The organism is Mesorhizobium sp. 1B3, assembly GCF_050958605.1.
Lineage (GTDB): Bacteria > Pseudomonadota > Alphaproteobacteria > Rhizobiales > Rhizobiaceae.
This window is the reverse complement of sequence record NZ_JBJHDO010000022.1, coordinates 15,374-36,322: the sequence shown is the minus strand read 5'-3', so window position 1 is coordinate 36,322 and position 20,949 is coordinate 15,374. Positions and strand designations below refer to the sequence as shown.

Annotated in this window: 21 protein-coding genes and 1 pseudogene; 15 read left to right on the top strand and 7 right to left on the bottom strand. The window is 64.0% G+C overall.

The genetic code is table 11. The features are described from left to right. The first annotated feature begins 70 nt into the window (after nucleotides 1–70). From ACCO56_RS32085 to ACCO56_RS32070, 4 genes are all read left to right on the top strand, one after another. On the top strand, nucleotides 71–241 hold the full coding sequence (locus ACCO56_RS32085) for a hypothetical protein (RefSeq protein ID WP_433645034.1): 171 nt from the start codon (nucleotides 71–73) through the stop codon (nucleotides 239–241). 239 nt (nucleotides 242–480) lie between these two features. Beyond that, nucleotides 481–2,364, top strand: a complete 1,884-nt coding sequence (locus ACCO56_RS32080; RefSeq protein ID WP_433645033.1) for an MFS transporter — start codon at nucleotides 481–483, stop codon at nucleotides 2,362–2,364. Between the two features lie 228 nt (nucleotides 2,365–2,592). Further along, complete coding sequence (ispG, locus tag ACCO56_RS32075; RefSeq protein ID WP_433645032.1) at nucleotides 2,593–3,846, top strand: flavodoxin-dependent (E)-4-hydroxy-3-methylbut-2-enyl-diphosphate synthase; 1,254 nt, start codon at nucleotides 2,593–2,595, stop codon at nucleotides 3,844–3,846. Next, nucleotides 3,815–4,702, top strand: coding sequence for a lytic transglycosylase domain-containing protein (locus tag ACCO56_RS32070; RefSeq protein WP_433645031.1), 888 nt, complete (start codon nucleotides 3,815–3,817; stop codon nucleotides 4,700–4,702). The genes ispG and ACCO56_RS32070 overlap by 32 nt, the downstream gene beginning before the upstream one ends. 59 nt (nucleotides 4,703–4,761) lie before the next feature. On the opposite strand, the gene ACCO56_RS32065 is transcribed toward ACCO56_RS32070, so the two are convergent. After that, nucleotides 4,762–7,092, bottom strand: a complete 2,331-nt coding sequence (locus ACCO56_RS32065; protein WP_433645030.1) for a response regulator — start codon at nucleotides 7,090–7,092, stop codon at nucleotides 4,762–4,764. Nucleotides 7,093–7,388: 296 nt separating this feature from the next. Between ACCO56_RS32065 and ACCO56_RS32060 the strand changes: the two genes are divergently transcribed. From ACCO56_RS32060 to ACCO56_RS32045, 4 genes are read left to right on the top strand one after another with little or no spacing between them, the layout of a single operon-like run. After that, nucleotides 7,389–7,919 carry a sigma-70 family RNA polymerase sigma factor gene (locus ACCO56_RS32060; protein WP_433645029.1) on the top strand — a complete coding sequence of 177 codons (531 nt, stop codon included), beginning with the start codon at nucleotides 7,389–7,391 and terminating at the stop codon, nucleotides 7,917–7,919. Continuing rightward, the gene (locus tag ACCO56_RS32055; protein ID WP_433645028.1) at nucleotides 7,912–8,679 is read left to right on the top strand and encodes an anti-sigma factor family protein; all 768 of its coding nucleotides are present in this window, start codon (nucleotides 7,912–7,914) and stop codon (nucleotides 8,677–8,679) included. Before ACCO56_RS32060 ends, ACCO56_RS32055 begins: the two co-directional genes overlap by 8 nt. Nucleotides 8,680–8,696: 17 nt before the next feature. After that, the gene (locus ACCO56_RS32050) at nucleotides 8,697–9,416 is read left to right on the top strand and encodes a Bax inhibitor-1/YccA family protein (protein ID WP_433645027.1); all 720 of its coding nucleotides are present in this window, start codon (nucleotides 8,697–8,699) and stop codon (nucleotides 9,414–9,416) included. A 33-nt stretch (nucleotides 9,417–9,449) separates the two neighbouring features. Then, nucleotides 9,450–10,019, top strand: coding sequence for a DUF2076 domain-containing protein (locus ACCO56_RS32045; RefSeq protein WP_433645026.1), 570 nt, complete (start codon nucleotides 9,450–9,452; stop codon nucleotides 10,017–10,019). A gap of 197 nt (nucleotides 10,020–10,216) precedes the next feature. On the opposite strand, the gene ACCO56_RS32040 is transcribed toward ACCO56_RS32045, so the two are convergent. Next, nucleotides 10,217–10,417 (bottom strand): DUF2905 domain-containing protein, encoded by a 201-nt coding sequence (locus ACCO56_RS32040; protein WP_433645025.1) that lies wholly within the window; start codon nucleotides 10,415–10,417, stop codon nucleotides 10,217–10,219. An 87-nt stretch (nucleotides 10,418–10,504) separates the two neighbouring features. Then, nucleotides 10,505–11,422: a polyprenyl synthetase family protein gene (locus ACCO56_RS32035; protein WP_433645024.1), complete on the bottom strand. Its 918-nt coding sequence runs from the start codon at nucleotides 11,420–11,422 to the stop codon at nucleotides 10,505–10,507. A 128-nt stretch (nucleotides 11,423–11,550) separates the two neighbouring features. On the opposite strand from ACCO56_RS32035, the gene ACCO56_RS32030 reads away from it, so the two are divergent. Both ACCO56_RS32030 and rpmF read left to right on the top strand, forming a co-directional pair. After that, nucleotides 11,551–12,309 carry a biosynthetic peptidoglycan transglycosylase gene (locus ACCO56_RS32030; protein ID WP_433645023.1) on the top strand — a complete coding sequence of 253 codons (759 nt, stop codon included), beginning with the start codon at nucleotides 11,551–11,553 and terminating at the stop codon, nucleotides 12,307–12,309. 163 nt (nucleotides 12,310–12,472) lie between these two features. Next, on the top strand, nucleotides 12,473–12,655 hold the full coding sequence (rpmF, locus tag ACCO56_RS32025) for a 50S ribosomal protein L32 (RefSeq protein WP_433645022.1): 183 nt from the start codon (nucleotides 12,473–12,475) through the stop codon (nucleotides 12,653–12,655). 88 nt (nucleotides 12,656–12,743) lie between these two features. Here the strand turns inward: rpmF and eco are convergent, their stop codons facing one another. Together eco and ACCO56_RS32015 are read right to left on the bottom strand one after the other, a co-directional pair. After that, a complete protein-coding gene (gene eco / locus ACCO56_RS32020; RefSeq protein ID WP_433645021.1) occupies nucleotides 12,744–13,238 on the bottom strand; it encodes a serine protease inhibitor ecotin in 495 nt (164 codons plus the stop codon). Nucleotides 13,239–13,299: 61 nt separating this feature from the next. After that, nucleotides 13,300–14,862: an amidohydrolase gene (locus ACCO56_RS32015; protein WP_433645020.1), complete on the bottom strand. Its 1,563-nt coding sequence runs from the start codon at nucleotides 14,860–14,862 to the stop codon at nucleotides 13,300–13,302. Between the two features lie 359 nt (nucleotides 14,863–15,221). Between ACCO56_RS32015 and ACCO56_RS32010 the strand changes: the two genes are divergently transcribed. Together ACCO56_RS32010 and ACCO56_RS32005 are read left to right on the top strand one after the other, a co-directional pair. Further along, on the top strand, nucleotides 15,222–15,629 hold the full coding sequence (locus ACCO56_RS32010; protein WP_433645019.1) for a hypothetical protein: 408 nt from the start codon (nucleotides 15,222–15,224) through the stop codon (nucleotides 15,627–15,629). Nucleotides 15,630–15,643: 14 nt separating this feature from the next. Further along, nucleotides 15,644–17,233: a gamma-glutamyltransferase family protein gene (locus ACCO56_RS32005; protein WP_433645018.1), complete on the top strand. Its 1,590-nt coding sequence runs from the start codon at nucleotides 15,644–15,646 to the stop codon at nucleotides 17,231–17,233. 32 nt (nucleotides 17,234–17,265) lie between these two features. Here the strand turns inward: ACCO56_RS32005 and ACCO56_RS32000 are convergent. Further along, nucleotides 17,266–17,513 (bottom strand): annotated as a pseudogene (locus tag ACCO56_RS32000) (PIN domain-containing protein); the annotation flags it as partial. Nucleotides 17,514–17,524: 11 nt separating this feature from the next. Next, nucleotides 17,525–18,583, bottom strand: coding sequence for a D-TA family PLP-dependent enzyme (locus tag ACCO56_RS31995; protein ID WP_433645017.1), 1,059 nt, complete (start codon nucleotides 18,581–18,583; stop codon nucleotides 17,525–17,527). 146 nt (nucleotides 18,584–18,729) lie between these two features. Here ACCO56_RS31995 and ACCO56_RS31990 point away from each other — a divergent pair, with 146 nt between their 5' ends. Genes ACCO56_RS31990 through ACCO56_RS31980 form a run of 3 tightly spaced genes read left to right on the top strand, consistent with a single transcriptional unit; the run spans nucleotide 18,730 to nucleotide 20,948 of the window. Next, nucleotides 18,730–19,563, top strand: coding sequence for a transporter substrate-binding domain-containing protein (locus ACCO56_RS31990; protein WP_433645016.1), 834 nt, complete (start codon nucleotides 18,730–18,732; stop codon nucleotides 19,561–19,563). Between the two features lie 54 nt (nucleotides 19,564–19,617). Further along, nucleotides 19,618–20,280 (top strand): amino acid ABC transporter permease, encoded by a 663-nt coding sequence (locus ACCO56_RS31985; RefSeq protein WP_433645015.1) that lies wholly within the window; start codon nucleotides 19,618–19,620, stop codon nucleotides 20,278–20,280. Between the two features lie 5 nt (nucleotides 20,281–20,285). After that, complete coding sequence (locus ACCO56_RS31980) at nucleotides 20,286–20,948, top strand: amino acid ABC transporter permease (RefSeq protein ID WP_433645014.1); 663 nt, start codon at nucleotides 20,286–20,288, stop codon at nucleotides 20,946–20,948. Nucleotide 20,949: the final 1 nt, after the last annotated feature.

Sequence of the window (20,949 nt, the reverse complement as noted above, 5' to 3'; positions counted from 1 at the left end):
CCGGCTTGTCACAACCCTGCCGCCCGAGGAGGCGGCCCCAGGCAGGTCCGGCCAGTACAGGGAATTTCAAATGTCAAAGACCCATCCGCTCGGCTTCCGTATCGAACGCGAGATCAAGGAAGCCCTCGTCAGGGCCGCGAAGGACGATCACCGCTCGGTCTCCTCGCTCGTCGAACTCGTCATCGAACGCTGGCTGAAGGAGCGCGGCTATCTCGGCGAGGACAAGAACCGCGCCGCATAAACGCGACGTTCGTCGCCGTAGACAAGGGCCGCGCGAAGTCTCGCGCGGCCCTTATTCTTTTAATATTTGTCGATTTCTTGATCATATACGAAAGTCATAAGACCAAAGTCATAATCCCAAAGCATCGCTGCCTCTGCCGCGCCATTTGTGGCATTTCTCCCACCGTGACGCCTTCCGATCTGAGGGCTCGGAGCCGTTGGCGTCACGGTGGATCACTTGGTCTTTCGGGAGGACGACCCATGGCAATCTCGGCAACTGCCGGCGGCAAAAGCCGCGGCATGTCGCGGGAAGAGAAGAAAGTCATCTTCGCTTCCTCGCTGGGTACCGTTTTCGAATGGTACGACTTCTATCTCTACGGCTCGCTCGCGGCTTTCATCGGCGCGACCTTCTTCAGCCAATATCCGGAGGCGACACGCAACATCTTCGCGCTGCTCGCCTTCGCCGCCGGCTTCCTCGTGCGTCCGTTCGGCGCGCTGGTGTTCGGCCGCATCGGCGATCTCGTCGGCCGTAAATATACCTTCCTCGTCACCATCCTGATCATGGGCCTGTCGACCTTCCTGGTCGGCCTGCTGCCCGGCTCGGCAAGCTGGGGCCTCGCCGCTCCGGTCATCCTGATAGCGCTGCGCATGCTGCAGGGCCTCGCGCTCGGCGGCGAATATGGCGGCGCCGCGACCTATGTCGCCGAGCACTCGCCCGACGACCGTCGCGGCTACTACACGTCCTGGATCCAGACCACCGCTACGCTCGGCCTGTTCCTGTCTCTCATCGTGATCCTGTTGATCCAGGGCATGATGAGCAAGGAAGCCTTCGCCGCTTGGGGCTGGCGCATCCCGTTCCTCGTCTCGGTCGTGCTTCTCGGCATCTCCGTCTGGATCCGCCTGTCGCTCAACGAATCGCCGACTTTCCAGCGCATGAAGGACGAGGGCAAGGGTTCCAAAGCCCCCCTGTCGGAAGCCTTCGGCCAATGGAAGAATGCCAAGATCGCGCTGCTCGCGCTGCTCGGCCTGACAGCCGGACAGGCCGTGGTGTGGTATTCCGGGCAGTTCTACGCCCTGTTCTTCCTGCAGAACGTGCTGAAGGTCGACGCACAGTCGGTCAACATCATGATCGCCATCGCGCTGGCGCTCGGCACGGCCTTCTTCGTCGTGTTCGGCTGGCTATCCGACAAGGTCGGCCGCAAGCCGATCATCATGGCCGGCCTGGCGCTCGCCATTCTGACCTACTTCCCCCTGTTCAAGGCCTTGACCTGGGCCGCCAATCCGGCGCTCGCCACGGCCCAGCAGAATGTCCGCGCCACCGTCACCGCGGCGCCCGGCGACTGCAGGTTCCAGTTCAACCCCACGGGCACTGCGAAGTTCACCACATCCTGCGACGTCGCGACCTCGTTCCTCACACGGAACTCGGTACCCTACGACGTCGTGACGGGTCCGGCCGGCCAGGCCGCCACCGTGAAGATCGGCGATACGACGATCGAATCCTTCGATGTCGTCGCCGCGGGCGACCAGGCAAAGGCCAAGGAAGCGGCCTTCTCCAAGGCGGTCAACATCGCCTTGCAGGCGGCCGGCTACCCGCTGGTGCGTGATCCCTTGAAGGTGGCCGACCAGAAGCTCGATGCCTTCGTTGCGGCCAATCCGGAGCTCAAGCTCGACGCCGCCGCGATCCGCGCCGGCGACAAGGCTACGGTTCCGGTCGCGCAGGCAATCAGCGACAAGCTGATCACGGCCGAGGAGGCTGGTGGCGCGACCGAAATATCGGTGTTCACCGTCCCGGGCGCCGGCGCCTTCAAGATGGTTGCCGACCCGGCCGCGGTGAACTGGACGATGATCATCGCGATCCTCTTCGTCCTCGTCCTCTACGTAACCATGGTCTACGGCCCGATCGCGGCAATCCTCGTCGAAATGTTCCCGACGCGTATCCGCTACACCGGCATGTCGCTGCCTTACCATATCGGCAACGGCTGGTTCGGCGGCCTGCTGCCGGCGACGGTCTTCGCGATGAGCGCCGCGGCCGGCGACATCTATTACGGCCTGTGGTACCCGATCGCGATCTCTGCCATGTCGCTCATCATCGGCATGCTGTTCGTGAAGGACACCCTCGGCACGGACCTCCACGCCAAGGAGTAGGGCCGTCTACGGGGACAGTTCCGACAGCGACGACAACCCCGGCAGGCCCTACGCCTGCCGGGGTTTTTCTTTCAGGGCCCCAAGGTCGAGTGATGGCCGCGCGCGTGCGCCATATTGACAGACGGGCTCAGCTCGGCCACGTCAGGACCGGATCGCTTGAACCATTTCGCAATTCCGTCACGGAAAACTGATCCCCTGGAATTGTTCCAACGCAAGAGGGCGCCCGAGATGACCGGGTATTTTTCCTCCCCCTTCCCCCGTCGCGTTTCGGTCGGGGTCGATGTCGACGGCGTCATGGTGGGCGGCGACGCCCCGGTCGTCGTCCAGTCCATGACCAACACCGATACGGCCGACATCGATCAGACCGTCGCCCAGGTCGCGGCGCTTCACAAAGCCGGCTCAGAAATCGTGCGCATCACCGTCGATCGCGACGAGAGTGCCGCCGCCGTGCCTCGCATCCGGGAACGGCTCGACCGGCTCGGGGTTTCCGTGCCGCTGGTCGGCGACTTCCACTATATCGGCCACAAGCTTCTCGCCGATCATCCGGCCTGCGCCGAGGCGCTGGCCAAATACCGCATCAACCCCGGCAATGTCGGCTTCAAGGACAAGAAGGACAAGCAGTTCGCGGCCATCGTCGAGATGGCGATCCGCCACGACAAGCCGGTCCGCATCGGCGTCAACTGGGGCTCGCTCGACCAGGAACTGCTGACGCGGTTGATGGACGAGAACCAGGAGAATGGCTCGCCGCTCACCGCCCAGCAGGTGACGCGCGAGGCGATCGTGCAGTCGGCGCTGCTCTCCGCATATGCCGCCGAAGAGATCGGTCTGCCGCGCAACAGGATCATCCTCTCGGCCAAGGTCAGCCAGGTCCAGGACCTGATCGCCGTCTATGCCGAACTCGCCAAGCGCTCCGACCACGCCCTCCATCTCGGCCTCACCGAGGCGGGAATGGGCACCAAGGGCATCGTGGCCTCTTCCGCGGCAATGGGCATCCTGCTTCAGCAGGGCATAGGCGATACGATCCGCATCTCGCTGACGCCCGAGCCCGGCGGCGACCGCACCCGCGAGGTGCAGGTGGCCCAGGAGCTGCTCCAGACCATGGGCTTCCGGCAATTCGTCCCGATCGTCGCCGCCTGCCCCGGCTGCGGCCGCACCACATCGACCGTCTTCCAGGAGCTGGCCCAGCAAATCCAGGACGACATCCGCCGCAACATGCCGGTCTGGCGTGAGCAGTATCCGGGTGTCGAGGAACTGAAGGTGGCCGTCATGGGCTGCATCGTCAACGGGCCGGGCGAATCCAAGCACGCCGATATCGGCATCTCCCTGCCGGGCACGGGCGAGACGCCGGCCGCGCCGGTTTTCATCGACGGAAGGAAAGCAGCCACCTTGCGTGGCCCCGGCATCGCCGCCGATTTCCAGAAGATGGTCGCCGACTATATCGAGCAGCGTTATGGCCGGAGCGGCAAGCAGGCGGCGGAGTAGGCCGGGAAAAGCTGTTTTTTTCGCCGCTGCTCTCCTGGGCGGCCTGTTCTCGATCGAAATCGCGGGGGCCGATCCGCCGGGCCGGTCCAGGCCGGTCAACATCCATCGCATCTGCGATCTCATCGAAGCCGAGGCGCTGCGCAATGGACTGCCGCGCGACTTCTTCGCAAGGCTGATCTGGAAGGAGAGCCGCTTCGACCCCAATGCGGTGAGCCCTGTCGGCGCGGAGGGCATTGCCCAGTTCATGCCCGGCACGGCGAAGATGCGCGGGCTCGCCGATCCCTACGACATCGACCAGGCCATCCCCGCCTCCGCCAGCTATCTCTCCGAGCTGAAGAAGGGCTTCGGCAATCTCGGCCTCGCGGCGGCGGCCTACAATGCCGGCGAAAACCGGGTCTCGCGCTGGCTCGCCTCGGGCGGCTTCCTGCCGCTCGAGACCGAAGCCTATGTGCTCGACATCATGGGCGAGCCGGCCGACAGTTTTGCGGATGCAGCCTACGCCGGCACGATCCATCCGCTCGATCCCAAGCTCGATTTCGGACAGGCCTGCCGGCGGCTGCCAGCCATCATGTCGGCGACGATTGCGATGGCCACCATTCACGTCAAGCCCTGGGGCATCCAGGTCGCCGGGAATTTCCGCCGCTCCGCGGCGCTTGGGCAGTGGCAGCGGCTGAAGAAACGTTTCCCGGGACTGCTCGCATCACAGGAACCCGTGGTGAGCCGAATCCGGTCGCCGATGGGGCGGCGCGGCATCTATGCCGTCAGGATCGGTGCCGATGACCGCGCCGGGGCCGACACGATCTGCCGCCAGCTGCGCGGCGCAGGCGGTTCCTGCGTGGTGCTGAGGAACCGATAGAGGCCAACGAACCCCTTGTATGAGGCGATTGTGCTAGGTTGAGGGATTATTCGCGCGGCCTAGGCGCTCTTCGCCAGTGCCTGCTCGCTCAGCCATGTGCCGATCTTGGCGCTGAGGCGGTCGGGTGAGACCGGCTTGGAGAGGTAGTCGTCCATACCCGCCTCGATGCATTTCTCGCGATCGCCCTTGAGCGCGTGGGCCGTGACCCCGATGATCGGGATGTGGTCGCCGCTACGGGCCTCGCTCGCGCGGATGGCACGGGCCGCTTCATAGCCGTTCATCTCCGGCATCGAGACATCCATGAGGATAAGCTTCGGCTTCAATGCGCGATGAAGCTCCACCGCCGTCCGGCCATTCGCGGCGATGCGGTAGGAAAGGCCGAGGCCGTTGAGGATCTGACCGAAGACGAGTTGATTCACCTCGTTGTCCTCGGCGATCAATATGTCCACCGGCTGCAGCGGAACCACGGCCGCCTCGTGCATGTCGTTGATGACAAGAGGCACCGCGGGCGGCAGGCGCAGCGGGGAAGGCATCGCGTTCTCGGCGGAAGCGTGCACGAAGGCGGCGCGGTCTCCCGCCATGCGCGCCTTCTGGATGGCGGCGATCACTGTGCCGAGCAGCACGGCCGAGCGCGCCGGCTTGGTGAGATGCGCGGCGATGCCGAAGTCGAGCACCATGCGGCCGAAATCGACCTGGTCGACCGAGGTGAGCAGGATTACCGGTATGTTCGAGATGCGGGTATCCGCCGAGATTGCCTTGGCGACGTCGGCGCCGCTCATGCCAGGCATCTGGTAGTCGAGGACGATGCAGTCGACGCGGGCACCGAGTTGTGCCGCCCTGTCAAGGAAGGCGAGTCCGACCGCGCCGCTTTCGGTGGCCGCGCAGTCGAAGCCCCAACTCCTCAGCTGTTCGAGCAGGATGTCGCGGTTGACCGGATTGTCGTCGATAACGAGCACCCTCGCGCCCGTCACGTCGACCGGCACGGGGGTCAGGGAAGACTCCGCCTCGTGAACGGGCAAGGACGCCGAAAACCAGAAGACGGATCCCCGGCCCACCTGGCTTTCGACGCCGATGCGGCCACCCATCAGTTCGACCAGACGGGCGGCGATGGCCAGGCCGAGCCCCGTCCCTTCGTGCCGGCGCGTCGAGGAGCCGTCGACCTGGGCGAATTTCTCGAACACCGTGCCCAGCTTGTCAGCAGGGATGCCGATGCCGGTGTCTTCGACCCGGACATGAAGATGCGCCACGCCATCCCTTCGTTCACCGGTCAGGTCGACGAGCACATGGCCCTTCTCGGTGAACTTCACGGCGTTGCCGAGCAGGTTGGTGATGATCTGGCGGAAGCGGCCGACATCGCCCACCACACTTGCCGGCAGCGTCGGATCGACCCGCACGATGAGTTCCAGGTTCTTCTCGGCAACCCGCGCCGAAACCAGCGTAGCGACATCCTCGACTGCTTCGGTCAGACGAAACGGACCGGGATCGAGGGTCAGCTGCCCCGCATTGATCTTCGAGAAATCGAGGACGTCGTTGATGATGGTGAGGAGCGCATTGCCGGATTTCACGATGACTTCCGTGAAGGTCTTCTGGCGGCTGCTGAGCTCGGTCTTGTTGAGCAGCTCGGCCATGCCGAGCACGCCGTTCATCGGAGTGCGAATCTCGTGGCTCATATTCGCCAGGAATTCCGACTTGGCGCGGTCGGCGGCCTCGGCCTTGAGCAGCAGCGCCTGCGATTCCTCGAAGGCGCGCTGGATTTCCCTGTCCATGGGCAGGAAGATCCAGAGCGCGACACCGCCCAGCGCGAACAGCAGCAGGCAGCCCGCGGTGAACAGGAACCGGCTGGCTTGCGCACCGGCGAGACGACGTTCCGCCTCCATGGCGTTGCGGGCGCGGAGCAACATGGGCTGAGCGAAGAGATGGTCTTGGTTCTTGATCGCGCGCGTGCCCCATTCGTCCCAGCTCTCGGCGCCCGCCAGCGAGGCGAGGTTGCGGACCATATCCCGTGCCGACCAGAACAGGTCGCCATTGATGGCGGCGCCATCGAGCTCGGCCTGCGCCCCCTCCGAGAGCCGTGGCCGAACCACGGCGATCTCGGTCTCCAGTCGGCGGATGCCGGCGTCCAGCCGTTCGACATGTCCGCGCGCGGCAGCAGCCAGCTCCGCCCGATTTTCAGCGCGCCACGAAGCCGCCGTCTGTTCCGCGAAGCTCGTGGCATTGCGCAGATCGCGCATCAGGGAGACGGTGCTGGTCCCCAGCCGATCGAGTTCCTGTTCGAAGGCGTTCATCCTGGACAACATGAGCATGATCGCACCGGCGGCGACCGCGATCACCAGGAGACCGGAAATATAACGAATCCGGATCGACCGAATAAAGGAATGGTATTTGGTCAAGGTCCCGCTCCGCCGCTACTCAATACAATGCGAGCGGAAGCGATTACGACCGATTTACATTAAGAAACCGTTCTGGATTGAACGGTGTTTCGGCTGCCGGCCATCCTTCACGGCCAGCGACCACAGCGTGAGCGGATTCGTTCGGGCCGGCGCGGTCCCTGTTCAGATGGAAACGGTCACCCGCGCCTTGTCGTGGTACACGGCTTTTCAAACCGTCTCGACCGTCTGACCGCGAGCGGTCGGAATTTTTTCTTGGACCGAGGGATGAAAGGCGGCCGCCGCTCCGTATACGCTGCATGACCGACAAGAAATCACGTTTCGACGTCCTGGGTCAGCTCGCATCGCTTCGCAGATACGCGATGTCGCTGGCACGCAACCCAGTGGATGCCGAAGACCTCGTTCACGACACGCTCGTGCGTGCGTTCGAGCGCCGGGACACGTTTCATCAGGGCGGTAATCTGAAGAGCTGGCTTCTGTCGATCCTCCACAACGTGCATGTCGATGGAATTCGTTCGCAGCATTCGACCTCGGTTCGCGAGCACCAGGCCGCTTCATTCGTCGAAACGGAGGAGCAGCCGCCACAGGACCATGCCGTCCGCCTGAGGCAGGTCAGGCAGGCCTTCTTCAACCTGCCGGAAGAGCAACGCGCAGCCCTTTCGCTCGTCGCCATCGAGGGCCTTTCCTACCAGGAGGCGGCCGAGACGCTCGGGATACCGCTTGGAACGCTCATGTCCCGCATCGGGCGGGCAAGGGCACGTCTTCGCGAGATGGAGGAACTTCCCCAACCGCGAGGTCATCTCAGGATCGTGGGAGGTCACAATGACTGAAGCACGTGATCCCATAGTCGATACCGATCTCGACGCCTATGTGGACGATCAGCTCGCGCCCTCCCGGCGCATCGAGGTCGAGGCCTATCTGTCCGCCCGTCCGGACCTCGCTGCCCGCGTGATGGCGGACCTGAGGGCACGTGACGAGTTGCGGCTCGCCATGGTCTCCGCGGAAGCGACCCCCAAGCCCGCCACGAGTGCGGCTGCACGCAGGCTTTCGCGGGGGCTTGCAAGCCGACGCCACGGGAGGCTGTTGCAGCGTGCCGCCTCGATCGGGATCCTTGTTTGCGCCGGCTGGCTCGCACATGCCGCTATCGGGCCGGTAACGGAGGTGGTGGCATCGACGCCCCCGCCGGCCTTCGTCGGCGACGCATTGAGAGCGCACAACACCACGCTGGTGCGCGCCTCAATGGCCTCCCAGCCCGAGACAGCCGCCTATGACGAGGCTGAAATCAGGGCGGCGACAGGAATCGTCATGCCGAACCTGCCGGGCGGATGGAAGGTTCTCGACGCGCAGATCTATCCCTCCCAGTTCGGGCCGAGCGTCGAGCTGGCGCTCGAATCCCGGGAACTGGGCATGATGTCTTTGTTCGCGGTACGGCCCGGCAACTTCAATGTGGTCGATGTGACGGTCGACAGCTCGGCGGAAAACACCGCTGCCTATTGGCAGATCGGAGAAGTGGCATACGCGCTCATCGGCAAGGCCGATTCCCGCGAGCTCGATCGGGCAGCGGATCGGCTTGCCGACACACTTTACTGATTAATGAGGAGAAATCGATGAACACGCCCAATTACAATTATCGGACGGGCTTCGGGGCCCGCACGGACGCTCTCTTCGACGAGGGCCTGCGCCAGCATATGCTGCGCGTCTACAACTATATGGGGCTCGGCCTCGTGCTGACCGGCATCGTCGCCTTCATCGTCGCATCGACCCCGGCTCTTTACGTGCCGATCTTCTCCACGCCCCTCAAATGGGTGGTGATGCTCGCGCCGCTCGCCTTCGTCCTGTTTTTCTCGTTCCGGATCCAGACCATGTCCGCCGGTGCCGCGCAGGCGATGTTCTGGGCCTTCTGCGCGGTGATGGGCCTTTCCCTGGCCTCGGTGTTCCTCGTTTTTACCGGCACCAGCATCGCACGCACCTTCTTCATCGCGGCGACGATGTTCGGCGCGACCAGCCTCTACGGCTACACCACGAAGCGCGACCTGACCCAATTCTCGTCTTTCCTGATCATGGGCCTCATCGGCGTGGTCATCGCAAGCCTGGTCAATCTCTTCCTCGGTTCGTCGGCCCTTCAGTTCGCCATTTCGGTGATCGGCATCTTCGTCTTCATCGGGCTGACAGCGTGGGACACGCAGACCATCAAGGAACAATATGCCGAGAACTCCGGCGCCGAGACGCAGCAGAAGCTCGCCGTGTTCGGAGCCTTTTCGCTCTATCTGAATTTCATCAATATCTTCCAATTGCTCCTGCAGCTCACGGGTCAGCGGGACGAGTAGTTCAAGCCGCGGACAAAGGGAGTTTAAGTGATCATGGACAGAAACGACCAACAAGCGATCGAAGGGCTCTTCGACAGGCTTGCCGAGGTCGAGCGGCAGGCGCCACCCCGGGACATAGAGGCTGACAAGTATATTCACGACCAGCTCGCCAGGCAGCCGGGAGCGCCCTACTACATGGCCCAGACCATCGTGGTGCAGGAGCAGGCGTTGAATGCCGCCCAGGCTCGCATAGCGGAGCTTGAGCAGGACGTTGCGTCCCGCCGAGCGCCCGGAGGTTTGTTCTCCGGCATCTTTGGCGAGAACCGCCCAGCACGGCGACCTACCGGGTCCATGCCGAGCGTCAGCCGCCCGCAGGCGCATGGCGGATCGCTGCCTTTCGGCCAAGGCCAGCCGCCACAGCGCGCCGGGGGAGGCTTTCTGGCGGGTGCCGCGCAGACGGCGATGGGCGTAGCGGGCGGTGTCCTGCTGGGCAACATGCTCGCCGGGATGTTCGGTGGCGACGAAGCGCAGGCCGCGGAGCCGCAAGCAGACAACGCTCAGGCGGAAGAGGCGGATTTCGGTGGCGGCTTCGACGAGGGCGGCTTCGACGACACCGAAATTTAGAGCATTTCGCAGCCGACCGGATTCGGTCGGCGTCGCGAGAATGCGGCAAAAACAAAGACCTAAAGCGTGTCACCCGAATCCGATTGCCAGCGACACGCTTTAGCTCTGCGGAGCCAAGAGAATCGCTTGGCTCCGCATGAAGCTGGATCAAAGAGGCAGAGCGCCATCCCAATAGACCGATGGCGTTCTGGACAGGCTCAGCGATTGATCAGCCAGAAGATCACCGAAAGCACTACGCTAACCAGGATGCCGGTGGCGATCGGAGCGTAGAAGGTGAAATTTTCCCGCTGGACGACGATGTCGCCCGGCAGTCTTCCCAGGCCGATGCGGGAGAGCCACGGCCAGAGAATTCCGACCGCGACGATGACGAGCCCCACGATGATCAGCGTTCTCGACATGACGACATCGTGAACGAACATCTGGGCATTGCGAAGACGGATTTGCCATAGCCTGACGGCAACGTCCGCCGGCTTGGGGCAGGACAATCAGTTGCGGCGGTGGGCGATAAAGCTTGCTGCCTGGCGCAGCCGCAGCGCCTTGTCGCCGAACGGCTCGAGCAGCGCTTCCGCCTGCTCGACGAGCCCTTGCAACTGCCGGCGTGTCCACTCGATGCCATGCAGCCCGGCCAGCGTCGCCTTGCCGGCGGCGGCATCCTTGCCGGTCGCCTTGCCCATGGCATCCGCGTCGGCCGTGAGGTCGAGCAGGTCGTCGGCGAGCTGAAAGGCGAGACCGATCGCCGAGCCGAACTCGGTCAGCCGTTCGCGGTCGGAGGGAGCGGCGTCGCCGATGATCGCGCCGGCCTCGCAGGCAAACCGGATCAGCGCGCCTGTCTTCATCGCCTGCAAGGTGATGATGCCGGATTCGTCAGGGGCCGTGCGCTCGGCCTGAAGATCAAGCGCCTGTCCGCCGGCCATGCCGCCGGGGCCTGCCGCCCGCGCCAGCGACAGCACAAGCGCAAGCCGCGCCGCCGCTGGAAGCTGGGTGACGTCGTCGGAAACGATGTCGAAGGCCAGCGTCAGCAGGCTGTCGCCGGCAAGGATCGCCGTCGCTTCGTCGAACGCCTTGTGGACGGTCGGCTGGCCGCGCCTGAGATCGTCGTCGTCCATGGCCGGCAAGTCGTCATGGATCAGCGAATAGCAATGGACGCATTCGAGCGCCGCCGCCACGCGCAGCGCAGCCTCCCCGTCAGCGTCGAAGAGAGCGGCGCTTTCCATCACCAGGAAGGGCCTGATCCGCTTGCCGCCATTGAGGACACCATGGCGCATCGCCTGGAAAAGCCGCTCCGGCCGCGCGATCTCGCCTGGCTGGAGACGGTCTTCGAGCAGCCGGCGCAGCATCGCCTCGACCGGGCCGGCGCGGCTCTCGAGCGCGATTTCGAACGGAACGGGGCTATTTACGGTCATGCGCGGTGGCCTAGCCGACAGTCTGTCGTTGCGCAAGAAGCCGTGCGCCTTTATGCCAAAGGCGAGCCCCATGGAATTCCGATTATCCCGAAACGGCTCGGCGGCGATATGCGAACAGATTGGCGGGAATGGACGGGTTGACCGAGCCGATCATAGAACCGGACACCGAAAGGGTGGCGATGCCCGGCAAGAAGCGGCGCAAGACAGGCACTGGCATCCGCCGGTGGATTTGGCGCGGTATCGTGGCCGCAATAGCGATCGCCTTGGTTCCTGCCGTCCTGACGATCCTTTATCTGCCGTCCTTCGTACATCCGATCTCGACGCTGATGATCCGCGACCTCGTAACCCTTCAGGGATACGACCGTCGCTGGGTGCCGATCGGGGAGGTGTCGCCGGTGCTGCTCCATTCGGTGATGATGTCCGAGGACGGCCAGTTCTGCTCCCATCACGGGATCGATCTCGGCGAACTCAACGCGGTCATCGACGATGCCATGGCCGGAGAGACGACGCGCGGCGCCTCGACCATTCCCATGCAGACGGTGAAGAACCTCTATCTCTGGTCGGGCCGTTCGTTCCTGCGCAAGGCGCTGGAGCTGCCCTTGGCCATCTATTTCGACATGATCATGCCCAAGCGGCGCATCATGGAGATCTACGTCAACATCGCGGAATGGGGGCCGAACATCTATGGGATCGAGGCCGCCGCCCAGCGCCATTTCGGCCGCTCGGCCAAGGAGCTTACCCGCCGGCAGGCTGCATTGCTCGCGGTCACCCTGCCCAATCCCGCCAGGCGCGACCCCGCCAACCCCTCGGCCGGCATGCGTCGCCTGGCCTCGGTGATCGAAAGGCGGGCTTCACGCGCGGGAGCCTATGTCGGCTGCGTCGATTAGCGCTCCTCGAAATACGCCGGTCTCGAAAAAAAGTGGCCGGCAGCGCTGGTCAAACGGTCGCGCTGCGTGTATAGGCACGCCACTTTCTTGAAATATGGCCCGTGAGTGCGGCCCTTTCGCGAGGGATCACCGGGGCTTTGACCGATCGTAGTGGAGCAATTCCATGGCTGTACCTAAACGAAAGACTTCGCCGTCCAAGCGCGGCATGCGCCGTGCCGCCGATGCGCTCAAGGCCCCGACCTATGTCGAGGACAAGAACTCGGGCGAGCTGCGCCGTCCCCATCACATCGACCTGAAGACCGGCATGTATCGCGGCCGTCAGGTCCTGGAGCCTCGGGAAGGCTGATCGCCCTCCAGGCTTGCATCGATTCCGAGAAGGCCGGCCTCGCGCCGGCTTTTTTGTTGCCTGGAGCAATGACATCGGGAACTCGGCATCATCGGGCTACAGTCTCGTGACCTGCCCGCCAAATGCGATATCGGACTTCCACGTCGGCCGGCGCGTATATCACAAGGGGCAAGCGGCTGTTGTAGCGAATCAACGGCTCGTCCGAACTCCGTACGAACTGCATCGTCTCGCTGCCGGGCGGGCAAGCCATGCCGGTACTGGCCGGCGCCCCGACCTCGGTGACGACATAATAGGGATACCCCCACCCCTCGGCCGTGCGTTCTTCGATGCGAGCACTGAAGACATGGCGGTTGCAGTCCACGAGCATCGTTCGGCCGACAATCACCCCGACCCTCAGCGCATCCTCATCGGCCTCTTTCGGTAATAGAATGATCCGCCGTACCTGGCCGGGGGCAGCCGGGGGGAAAGCCGCCAGTTCACTCTGGGCCGTGTGGCCCGTGTCTGCGTGCGCGGCCCCGGCGGCGATCCCAAGGAATGCGGCCAAGGCCAGCGAACGAGCACGGTGCCGGCGTCGCGGTTGCACTTTTCTGTGTGTCCAAGTCCAACGACTCATCTCCCACATTTCCTCCGACGCCAGGCGAACGCTACAAACGGGCATCCTCGTTGAATTCGACGCCGAGCTCACTGCTGCCGTCGCGCAGCAGCAGATGCGGCGGTATGCCTTCGGGGCGCGCCTTGCCCTCGGGCAGAGGCGAGACATAGGCCCTTCCGCCTTTTCTGCGCTCGAAATCGGCCTTGGCCGCTGCTCGCAGGTCGGCATCGATCATCAGATCGTAGCCGACGCCGGCCATGACGATTGCCGAATAGATGGAGCTCTTGTCGCCGATACTCATTCCGCCGCAAGCGGTTACCGGCCATGTGTGCAGTCCCACCCCGATCGGCATGGTCGCGAGTGCGAAAAGCCCGGTGGGCGTGTTGTAGCTGACGTCGCCGACATCCGTTCCGCCGCCCGTGGTAATCTCGGGCAGCGGCGGCATGACGTTGGCCATGAGGCCGGCCTCCTGGAGGCCCATCTCGCGCTGGCAGGCTTTGGCGAATTCCTGCTCCTCGTTCGTCCATTCCAGCTCCAGGGCCGACATATGTGCGTGGATTCTCTGGACGAGCGTTTCGTTGGGCAACAGGTCGTGCAGGCCGAAGAAATGGTTGATGTCGACCTCGGTCTGGGTCGAAGTGGCCGCACCGTTGGCAACATCCTTGACCCATTCTGTGACGGAGTTGACCTCGGCCCGATCCTGGTCGCGGATCATGATGAGGACCTCGGCGGTATCAGGAATCACATTCGGCGTTCCGCCGCCATCCGTATAGACATAGTGCATGCGCGTCGTCGGCTTGAGGTGTTCGCGCATGAACTGGATGCCTGTGCCGAACAATTCGGCCCCCTTCAACGCGCTGCGCCCTTCCCATGGATCGACCCCGGCATGAGCGGTGCGGCCCGTGTAGCGGATACGCAGCATGTTGACCGCGGCCGTCCGCAACAGGCCAGTGGCGTTCATGGGGCCCGGATGCCAGGCAAGGCAGGCATCCAGATCGTTGAACAAACCGTCACGCGCCATGTAGACCTTGGCGCCTTCGGTCTCCTCGGCGGCGCAGCCATAGACGCGGATCGTGCCTGGATGGCCGCCGTCGATCATCATCTTCTTCAGCGCAAAGGCCGCGCCGGTACAGCCCGCGCCCAGCATGTTGTGGCCGCAGCCATGCCCGACCTCCACCCCGGTGGGGCCGGGTGTCTGGCGCGGTTCAGCCGCGTTGCCCAACCCTGGAAGCGCGTCGTATTCCGGCAGGAAGCCGATCGTGGGGCCGCCCTCCCCCTGTGTCCATTCGGCGATGAAAGCCGTGGGAATACCGGAGGTTCCGGTACTGACGACGGTGAAACCGGCCTCCCGCAACTCCCTGAGGTGTATCTCGGAAGAGATCTCCTCATGCAGCGACAGTTCCGCATTTTTCCAGACTTCGCGGGAGATTCGCAGGATCGCGTCACGAACCGATTCTACGGCGGCGTATGCTGATTTGGCGGAACCGCCGACGGCCGCATCCTCGGCATACGCAAAAGACGGTGCCAGCATCCACGCGGCCGTTGATGCGAGTGTGCCGGCCAGAACTGATCGGCGCGTTGTGTCGGTGGTGTGGTCGAGGGAATTGTCCCACATGGCGAATCTCCAAATAGCGTGTCAATAATTTCGCCCGTGCCGGTGATGAGCAGCCCTGCCGGGCAAGTAGGAACTCAAACATCTCAATACGTCATGCCAGAGCTTGCCAACTCAGCCTTGAAAAGTCATGCATTCTATTGCGACAACCCCGATAATGCGGTTGAGCCAGCGACCGGAGCGGAGGTCCAAATTTCTTGGAGGCCAATTTTCCTAGAAAACCCATTTGTCCCATGAATTAGACCGTCAGGCATTCCGATCGGGTCGCGATGTGCCTCTTCCCTGCCTTGCATTCCCTGTGGAACTGCCCGAGAAACAAGCTCCCACCCTCGGTCCATCGGACTGCCTCTTCGGAGCAAGACATGCTTGGCGCCGTTCCGCTGCTGATCCTGCCGTTCCTCCTTTTTAATCTCGGCCTCGTGGGAGTTTTCGGCGAACCCGGCTCCGATCCCTGGGCAGCCGAGATCTTTTCGGTGGCGATGATGTCGGGCGGCGTCTGGTCGATGACGCTCGGCGACCTGCTCATCGTGCTGGCGCTCGCCCTGCTTCTTGTCGAGATTGTGAAGTCGACCCGTACATCCAATGCTTCGCTGGTCGATCATCTGCTGTCGACCTTCGTCTTCATCGCCTTTCTCGTGGAATTCCTCTTGGTGCGAGGCGCGGCGCATTCGGTGTTCTTCACGCTGATGACGATCGCCTTCATCGACGTGCTCGCCGGCTTTTCCGTCTCGTTTCGCGCCGCCGGGCGCGACTTCAATCTCGATCGATAGGGCTGCGGCGCATCATGACGAGAAGCTTCGACCTTCCCGGCCGTTCGCCGGTCATCGCGGAGAACGGGATGGCCGCGACCTCGCATCCGCTCGCGACCGCGTCGGCCCTCGACGTGCTCAGGCAGGGCGGCAACGCCGTCGACGCGGCGCTGGCAGCTTCGGCGACGCTCGTCGTGGTCGAGCCGCATATGACCGGTATAGGCGGCGACTGCTTCGTGATCCTGGCCGAGCCCGACGGCTCCGTGCACGGCCTGAACGGCTCCGGCCGCGCCCCCGCCGGCGCCGATCCCGCCCGCCTGCGCGCGGAGGGATTTGCGGCCATGCCGGAGTTCGGACCCCATTCCGTCACAGTGCCGGGCGCGGTGAAGGCCTGGGAGACGCTTCACGCCCGTTTCGGCGCGCTGCCCTTCGAGAGGTTGTTCGCCGATGCGATCCGCTACGCGGAAGAAGGCTATGCAATCCACGCCCGCGTCGCGGCGGATTGGGCCGGCCAGGCATCGGAACTCGCCGGGGATGAAGGGGCCGCTCGCCACTATCTCGTCGACGGCAAGGCACCGGCGCTGGGCTCTCGGCACAGGATGCCCGCGCTTGCCGCCACCTTGCGTCGTATCGCCAGGGAGGGCGCCGGCGCCTTTTACGAAGGCGAGATCGCGGCCGAGATCGCTTCGACGGTACGCGCCAAGGGCGGAACCTTGAGCGAAGACGACCTCGCCGGCGCCACCGCAGAGTGGGTCGAGCTCATCTCCACTCCCTATGCCGGTTACGACATCCTCGAGATTCCGCCCAACGGGCAGGGCATCACCGCGCTCATCCTGCTCAATCTGTTGGATCGGCTCGGCGCGGGCGGCCTCGGTCCCGACAGCCCTGAACGCTACCACCTGCAGATCGAAGCTGCCCGGCTGGCCTATTCCGTCCGCGATCATATGGTGGCCGACCCCCGGGCGATGACGCTCTCGCCGGCCACCCTATTGTCGCGCCACTACACGGCCTTGCTTGCCGAGCGCTTCGACCCAGCCAGGCGAAATCCCGACACCACGCTCCCAAAGGTGCCGGCATCCGACACGGTCTACCTCACTGTGGTCGATCGCGACCGCCGCGCCGTGTCCTTCATCAACTCTGTCTATGACAGTTTCGGGTCGCGCATCGTGACCCCGAAATCGGCGATCGCGCTGCAGAATCGCGGTGCCTGCTTCACGCTCGGGGAAGGCCACCCCAACGAATATGGGCCGGGCAAGCGGCCCATGCATACGATCATTCCGGCCATGGCCATGAAGAACGGCCGTCCGGCGGTCTCCTTCGGGGTGATGGGCGGCGCCTATCAGCCGATGGGGCATGCCCATGTCTTCTCAAACCTCGCCGACCACGGCATGGACCCGCAGCAGGCGCTCGATCATCCCCGCCTTTTCTGGGGCGAGGACGGCGTGCTGGAAGCCGAGGCCGGCATTTCCGACGAGGTCCGCGCGTCGCTGACGAACAAGGGCCACGCCCTGCGTCCGACGGCCAAGCCGCATGGTGGCGGGCAGGTCATCGTCATCGATGAACGGAGCGGTTTCCTGGTCGGCGGCTCGGACCCGCGCAAGGACGGCCTCGCCCTCGGCTGGTGAAGAACACCAAGTCACGCAAAATGCGCCTCAGGTTAGTTGGCGCCGCTTCCCAGCAATGCCTCCAGCACCGTGTGGCGTGGTGACGCAAACGGATTGACGACCGTCACGCCGCCCCAGGTGAAGCCGTCCTGAAGGTCTTCGGAAAGGAGCAATCGGCAACCCGCCTGCGCAGCGGCGGATGGTCAGTCGAGAGATCGGCCGCCGCCAGCATGACTTCGGGCGACGTTCCGATGACCGGAAACGCATCGCGCCAGCCCAGAAGGGCGCTCCGGCTCTCAGAAGCTGATCCCGTCAGATCACCTTCCCTCGCGCGGCGACCGGCCAGGTCGCGACGAAGCTGCCGTCGCGCACGATCTGCACCGCATCCACCATATTGGTCACCACGCATGCGTGATTGGGAACTATGCGCAGGCGCTGGCCCACGGTCAGGCCGATATCGCCGTCGCCGACCAGCCGCCCATGTTCCTCCGACAATTGATCGATCGTAATATCGGGCCGGCCGAGCACGTGGCCATGGCCGGTGAGGCCGAGCAGGTCCGACGTCAGCACCTTGCTGCCGGCATCGATGATCGCGCGATTGGGGGCCGGCACGGAAACCACCGTCGCCAGCACGGTGAGCGCGCAATCCTCCCAGCCGCACACGCCGCGCGCCACCAGCGACCGATCGTTGTAGATGTAGGTGCCGGGCCGGTGCTCCGTGACGACGGGAACCTGGTGTGCCTTCATCATGTCGGGTGAACCACCCGAGGAAATAACGGGAACGGCGATGCCCTTCGCTTCGATGAGGGCTTTTGCCTCGCCGAGGAAGGCCTGGGCGCGCTCGGCGCCGCCGACCGGCGGGTAGGTCATCAGCCCGCCGAAGAGCAGTCCCGACGACGCGGCAATGCGGGCCGCGAGTTCGGCCGCCGCCGCTGGTGTCTCCACGCCACAGCGGTCGGCACCGGTGTTGCACTCGACCAGCACGGTGAGCGGCTCGTCCGCCGTCGTAAAGCCCGCGGACAGGCCGTCGACGATCACGGCGTTGTCGGCCACTACGGAGAGCTTCGTCCGCTGCGCCAGGGCACGCAACGCATCGATCTTGTCCTCGCCCAATATGTTGTAGGTGATGAGCACATCCCGAAGCCGCCCGCTGCCGGCCACCATTGCCTCGGCTTCGGAGACCTTCTGGCAGGTGATGCCGACGGCGCCCGCGTCGAGCTGCATCTCGGCCAGTGCCGGCAGCTTGTGGGTCTTGATATGGGGCCGGACCTTCAATCCGTGGCTGTCGGCATAGTCCTGGAAACGACGAATGTTGCTTTCCGCCACGCCGATATCGACGAGCACGGCGGGTGTTTGGATCTCAGGCAGCATGTTCCGGTGTCTCCCATTCCCTTGGGCATCGGCGAACGCCCTTGACAATCTATGGCGCGAGCCGTTTGATACGTCAATCCGCTATTCAAGACTTGTGTCTAATATAGCGGACATTGAGGGGATCCCTTACAGGAAGGATTACGCCGATGAGGATCAGCACCATGGTCGCCGCGCTCGCGCTGCTCGGCGCCGCGCCGGCAAGCGCGCAGGATGCGCAAAGCAAGTTGGATGAGGTGCTCGCTCGCGGCCATCTCATCATGGGGACCGGCAGCACCAACGCGCCGTGGCATTTCAAGAGCGCCGACGACAAGCTCCAGGGCTTCGACATCGACATGGGCCGTATCGTCGCCAAGGCGTTGTTCGGCGATCCCGACAAGATCGAGTTCGTCAACCAGTCGTCGGATGCCCGTATCCCGAACATCACGACCAACAAGGTCGACATGACGTGCCAGTTCATGACGGTGACCGGAGAACGCGCCCAGCAGATCGCCTTCACCATTCCTTATTACCGCGAAGGTGTGGGGCTGATGCTCAAGGCCGATAGCAACTATGCCGATTACGCGGCGCTCAAGGAGGCAGGTTCCGGCGTCACCATCTCGGTGCTGCAGAACGTCTATGCCGAAACGATGGTGCATGCCGCCCTGCCGGAAGCCCAGGTCGACCAGTACGAATCGGTGGACCTGATCTACCAGGCCCTGGAATCCGGCCGCGCCGATGCGGTCGCCACCGACCAGTCGTCGCTTGCCTGGTACATGAAGCAGAACCCCGACCGCTACAAGGACGCCGGCTATGGCTGGAATCCGCAGACCTATGCCTGCGGCGTCAAGCGTGGGGATCAGGACTGGCTGAATTTCGTCAACACCGCCCTTCACGAGGCGATGACCGGTGTCGAATTCGACTTCTACGCCAACTCTTTCAAGACCTGGTTCGGCAAGGAGCTCGCTCCGCCGCAGATCGGCTTCCCGGTCGAGTACAAGTAAGCAGTTCGGGCGACGCTGTCGCGAACCGGCAGCGTCGCCACGCGGGATTCCGGCATGGGCTACACTCTCAATTTCTCGGCGGTCTGGCGCAATTTCGACCAGTTGCTCCAGGGACTGGCGCTCAGCCTCGGGCTGGCCTTCATCGCGATCCTCATCGGCTGCGTGATCGGCCTCGTCACCGCCTTCGGCCTGACATCAAAGTCGGGTGTGGTGCGTCGCATCGCCGGCATCTATGTCACGATCATCCGCAACACGCCCATCCTGGTGCTGGTGCTTTTCACCTTCTTTGCCCTGCCTCAGTTGGGCCTCAGGCTCGGAAAGATCGAAAGTTTCGTCACGACCCTCGCCGTGTATTCCGGCGCCTATCTCGCCGAAGTATTTCGCGGCGGGCTTCTCTCGGTGCCGCGCGGCCTGCATGAAGCCGGTCTCGCGATCGGCCTGAAGCCGATGCAGATCCGCACATCCATCGTGATGCCGCTGATGATCCGCAACGTGCTGCCCCCGCTTTCCAGCACGCTGATCTCGCTGTTCAAGGATACGTCGCTCGCCGCCGCGATCGCAGTGCCGGAACTCACCTACGAGGCGCGCAAGATCAACGTCGAGACCTTCCGCGTCGTCGAGACCTGGATCGTCGCGAGCTGCCTCTACGTCGCCACCTGCTCGCTGCTCGCCGCGCTGATGCGCATGGTCGAGCGGCGCATCTCCATTCCGCGGTGAATGCCATGGACATCTTGGGCTTTCTCGACCAGGTGTGGCTGGCGCGCATTCCGATCCTCAAGGGCATCGGCGTGACGGTCTCGATCTCCCTCCTTGCCATCTGCGTCGGCACGGTGCTGGGCGTCGGCGTGGGGCTCGCGCTGACCTACGGTGCGAAGCCGCTGCGCTGGCTGGTGCGCGGCTATACCGATTTCATCCGCGGCACGCCGGTCCTCGTGCTGGTGCTCGCGAGCTATTACGTGCTCAGCACGGTGGGCCTCGATCTCGGGCCCTTCCAGGCCGGCGTGCTGGCGCTCGCCGTCTTCTGCAGCTCGCATGTCGGCGAAATCGTGCGCGGCACGCTCCAGGCCATTCCCCAGGGCCAGACCGAGGCCGCCAAGGCCATAGGCCTCACCTTCCCCCAGACCTTCGCCTATGTGCTGGGGCCGCAGGCGCTTCGCCAGGCGTTGCCGGCCTGGGTCAACACGGCGGCCGAAATGGTCAAGGCCTCGACGCTTCTTTCCATCATCGGCGTCGCAGAACTGCTACTGCGCACCCAGGAGCTCATCTCCCGCACCTTCCTCAGCCTCGAATTCTACTTCTTCGCGGGGCTGCTCTATTTCGTCGTCAATTATGGCATCGAGCGCTTCGGCCGATACGTCGAGCGCAAGACGTCCATCCCCTCGTGAG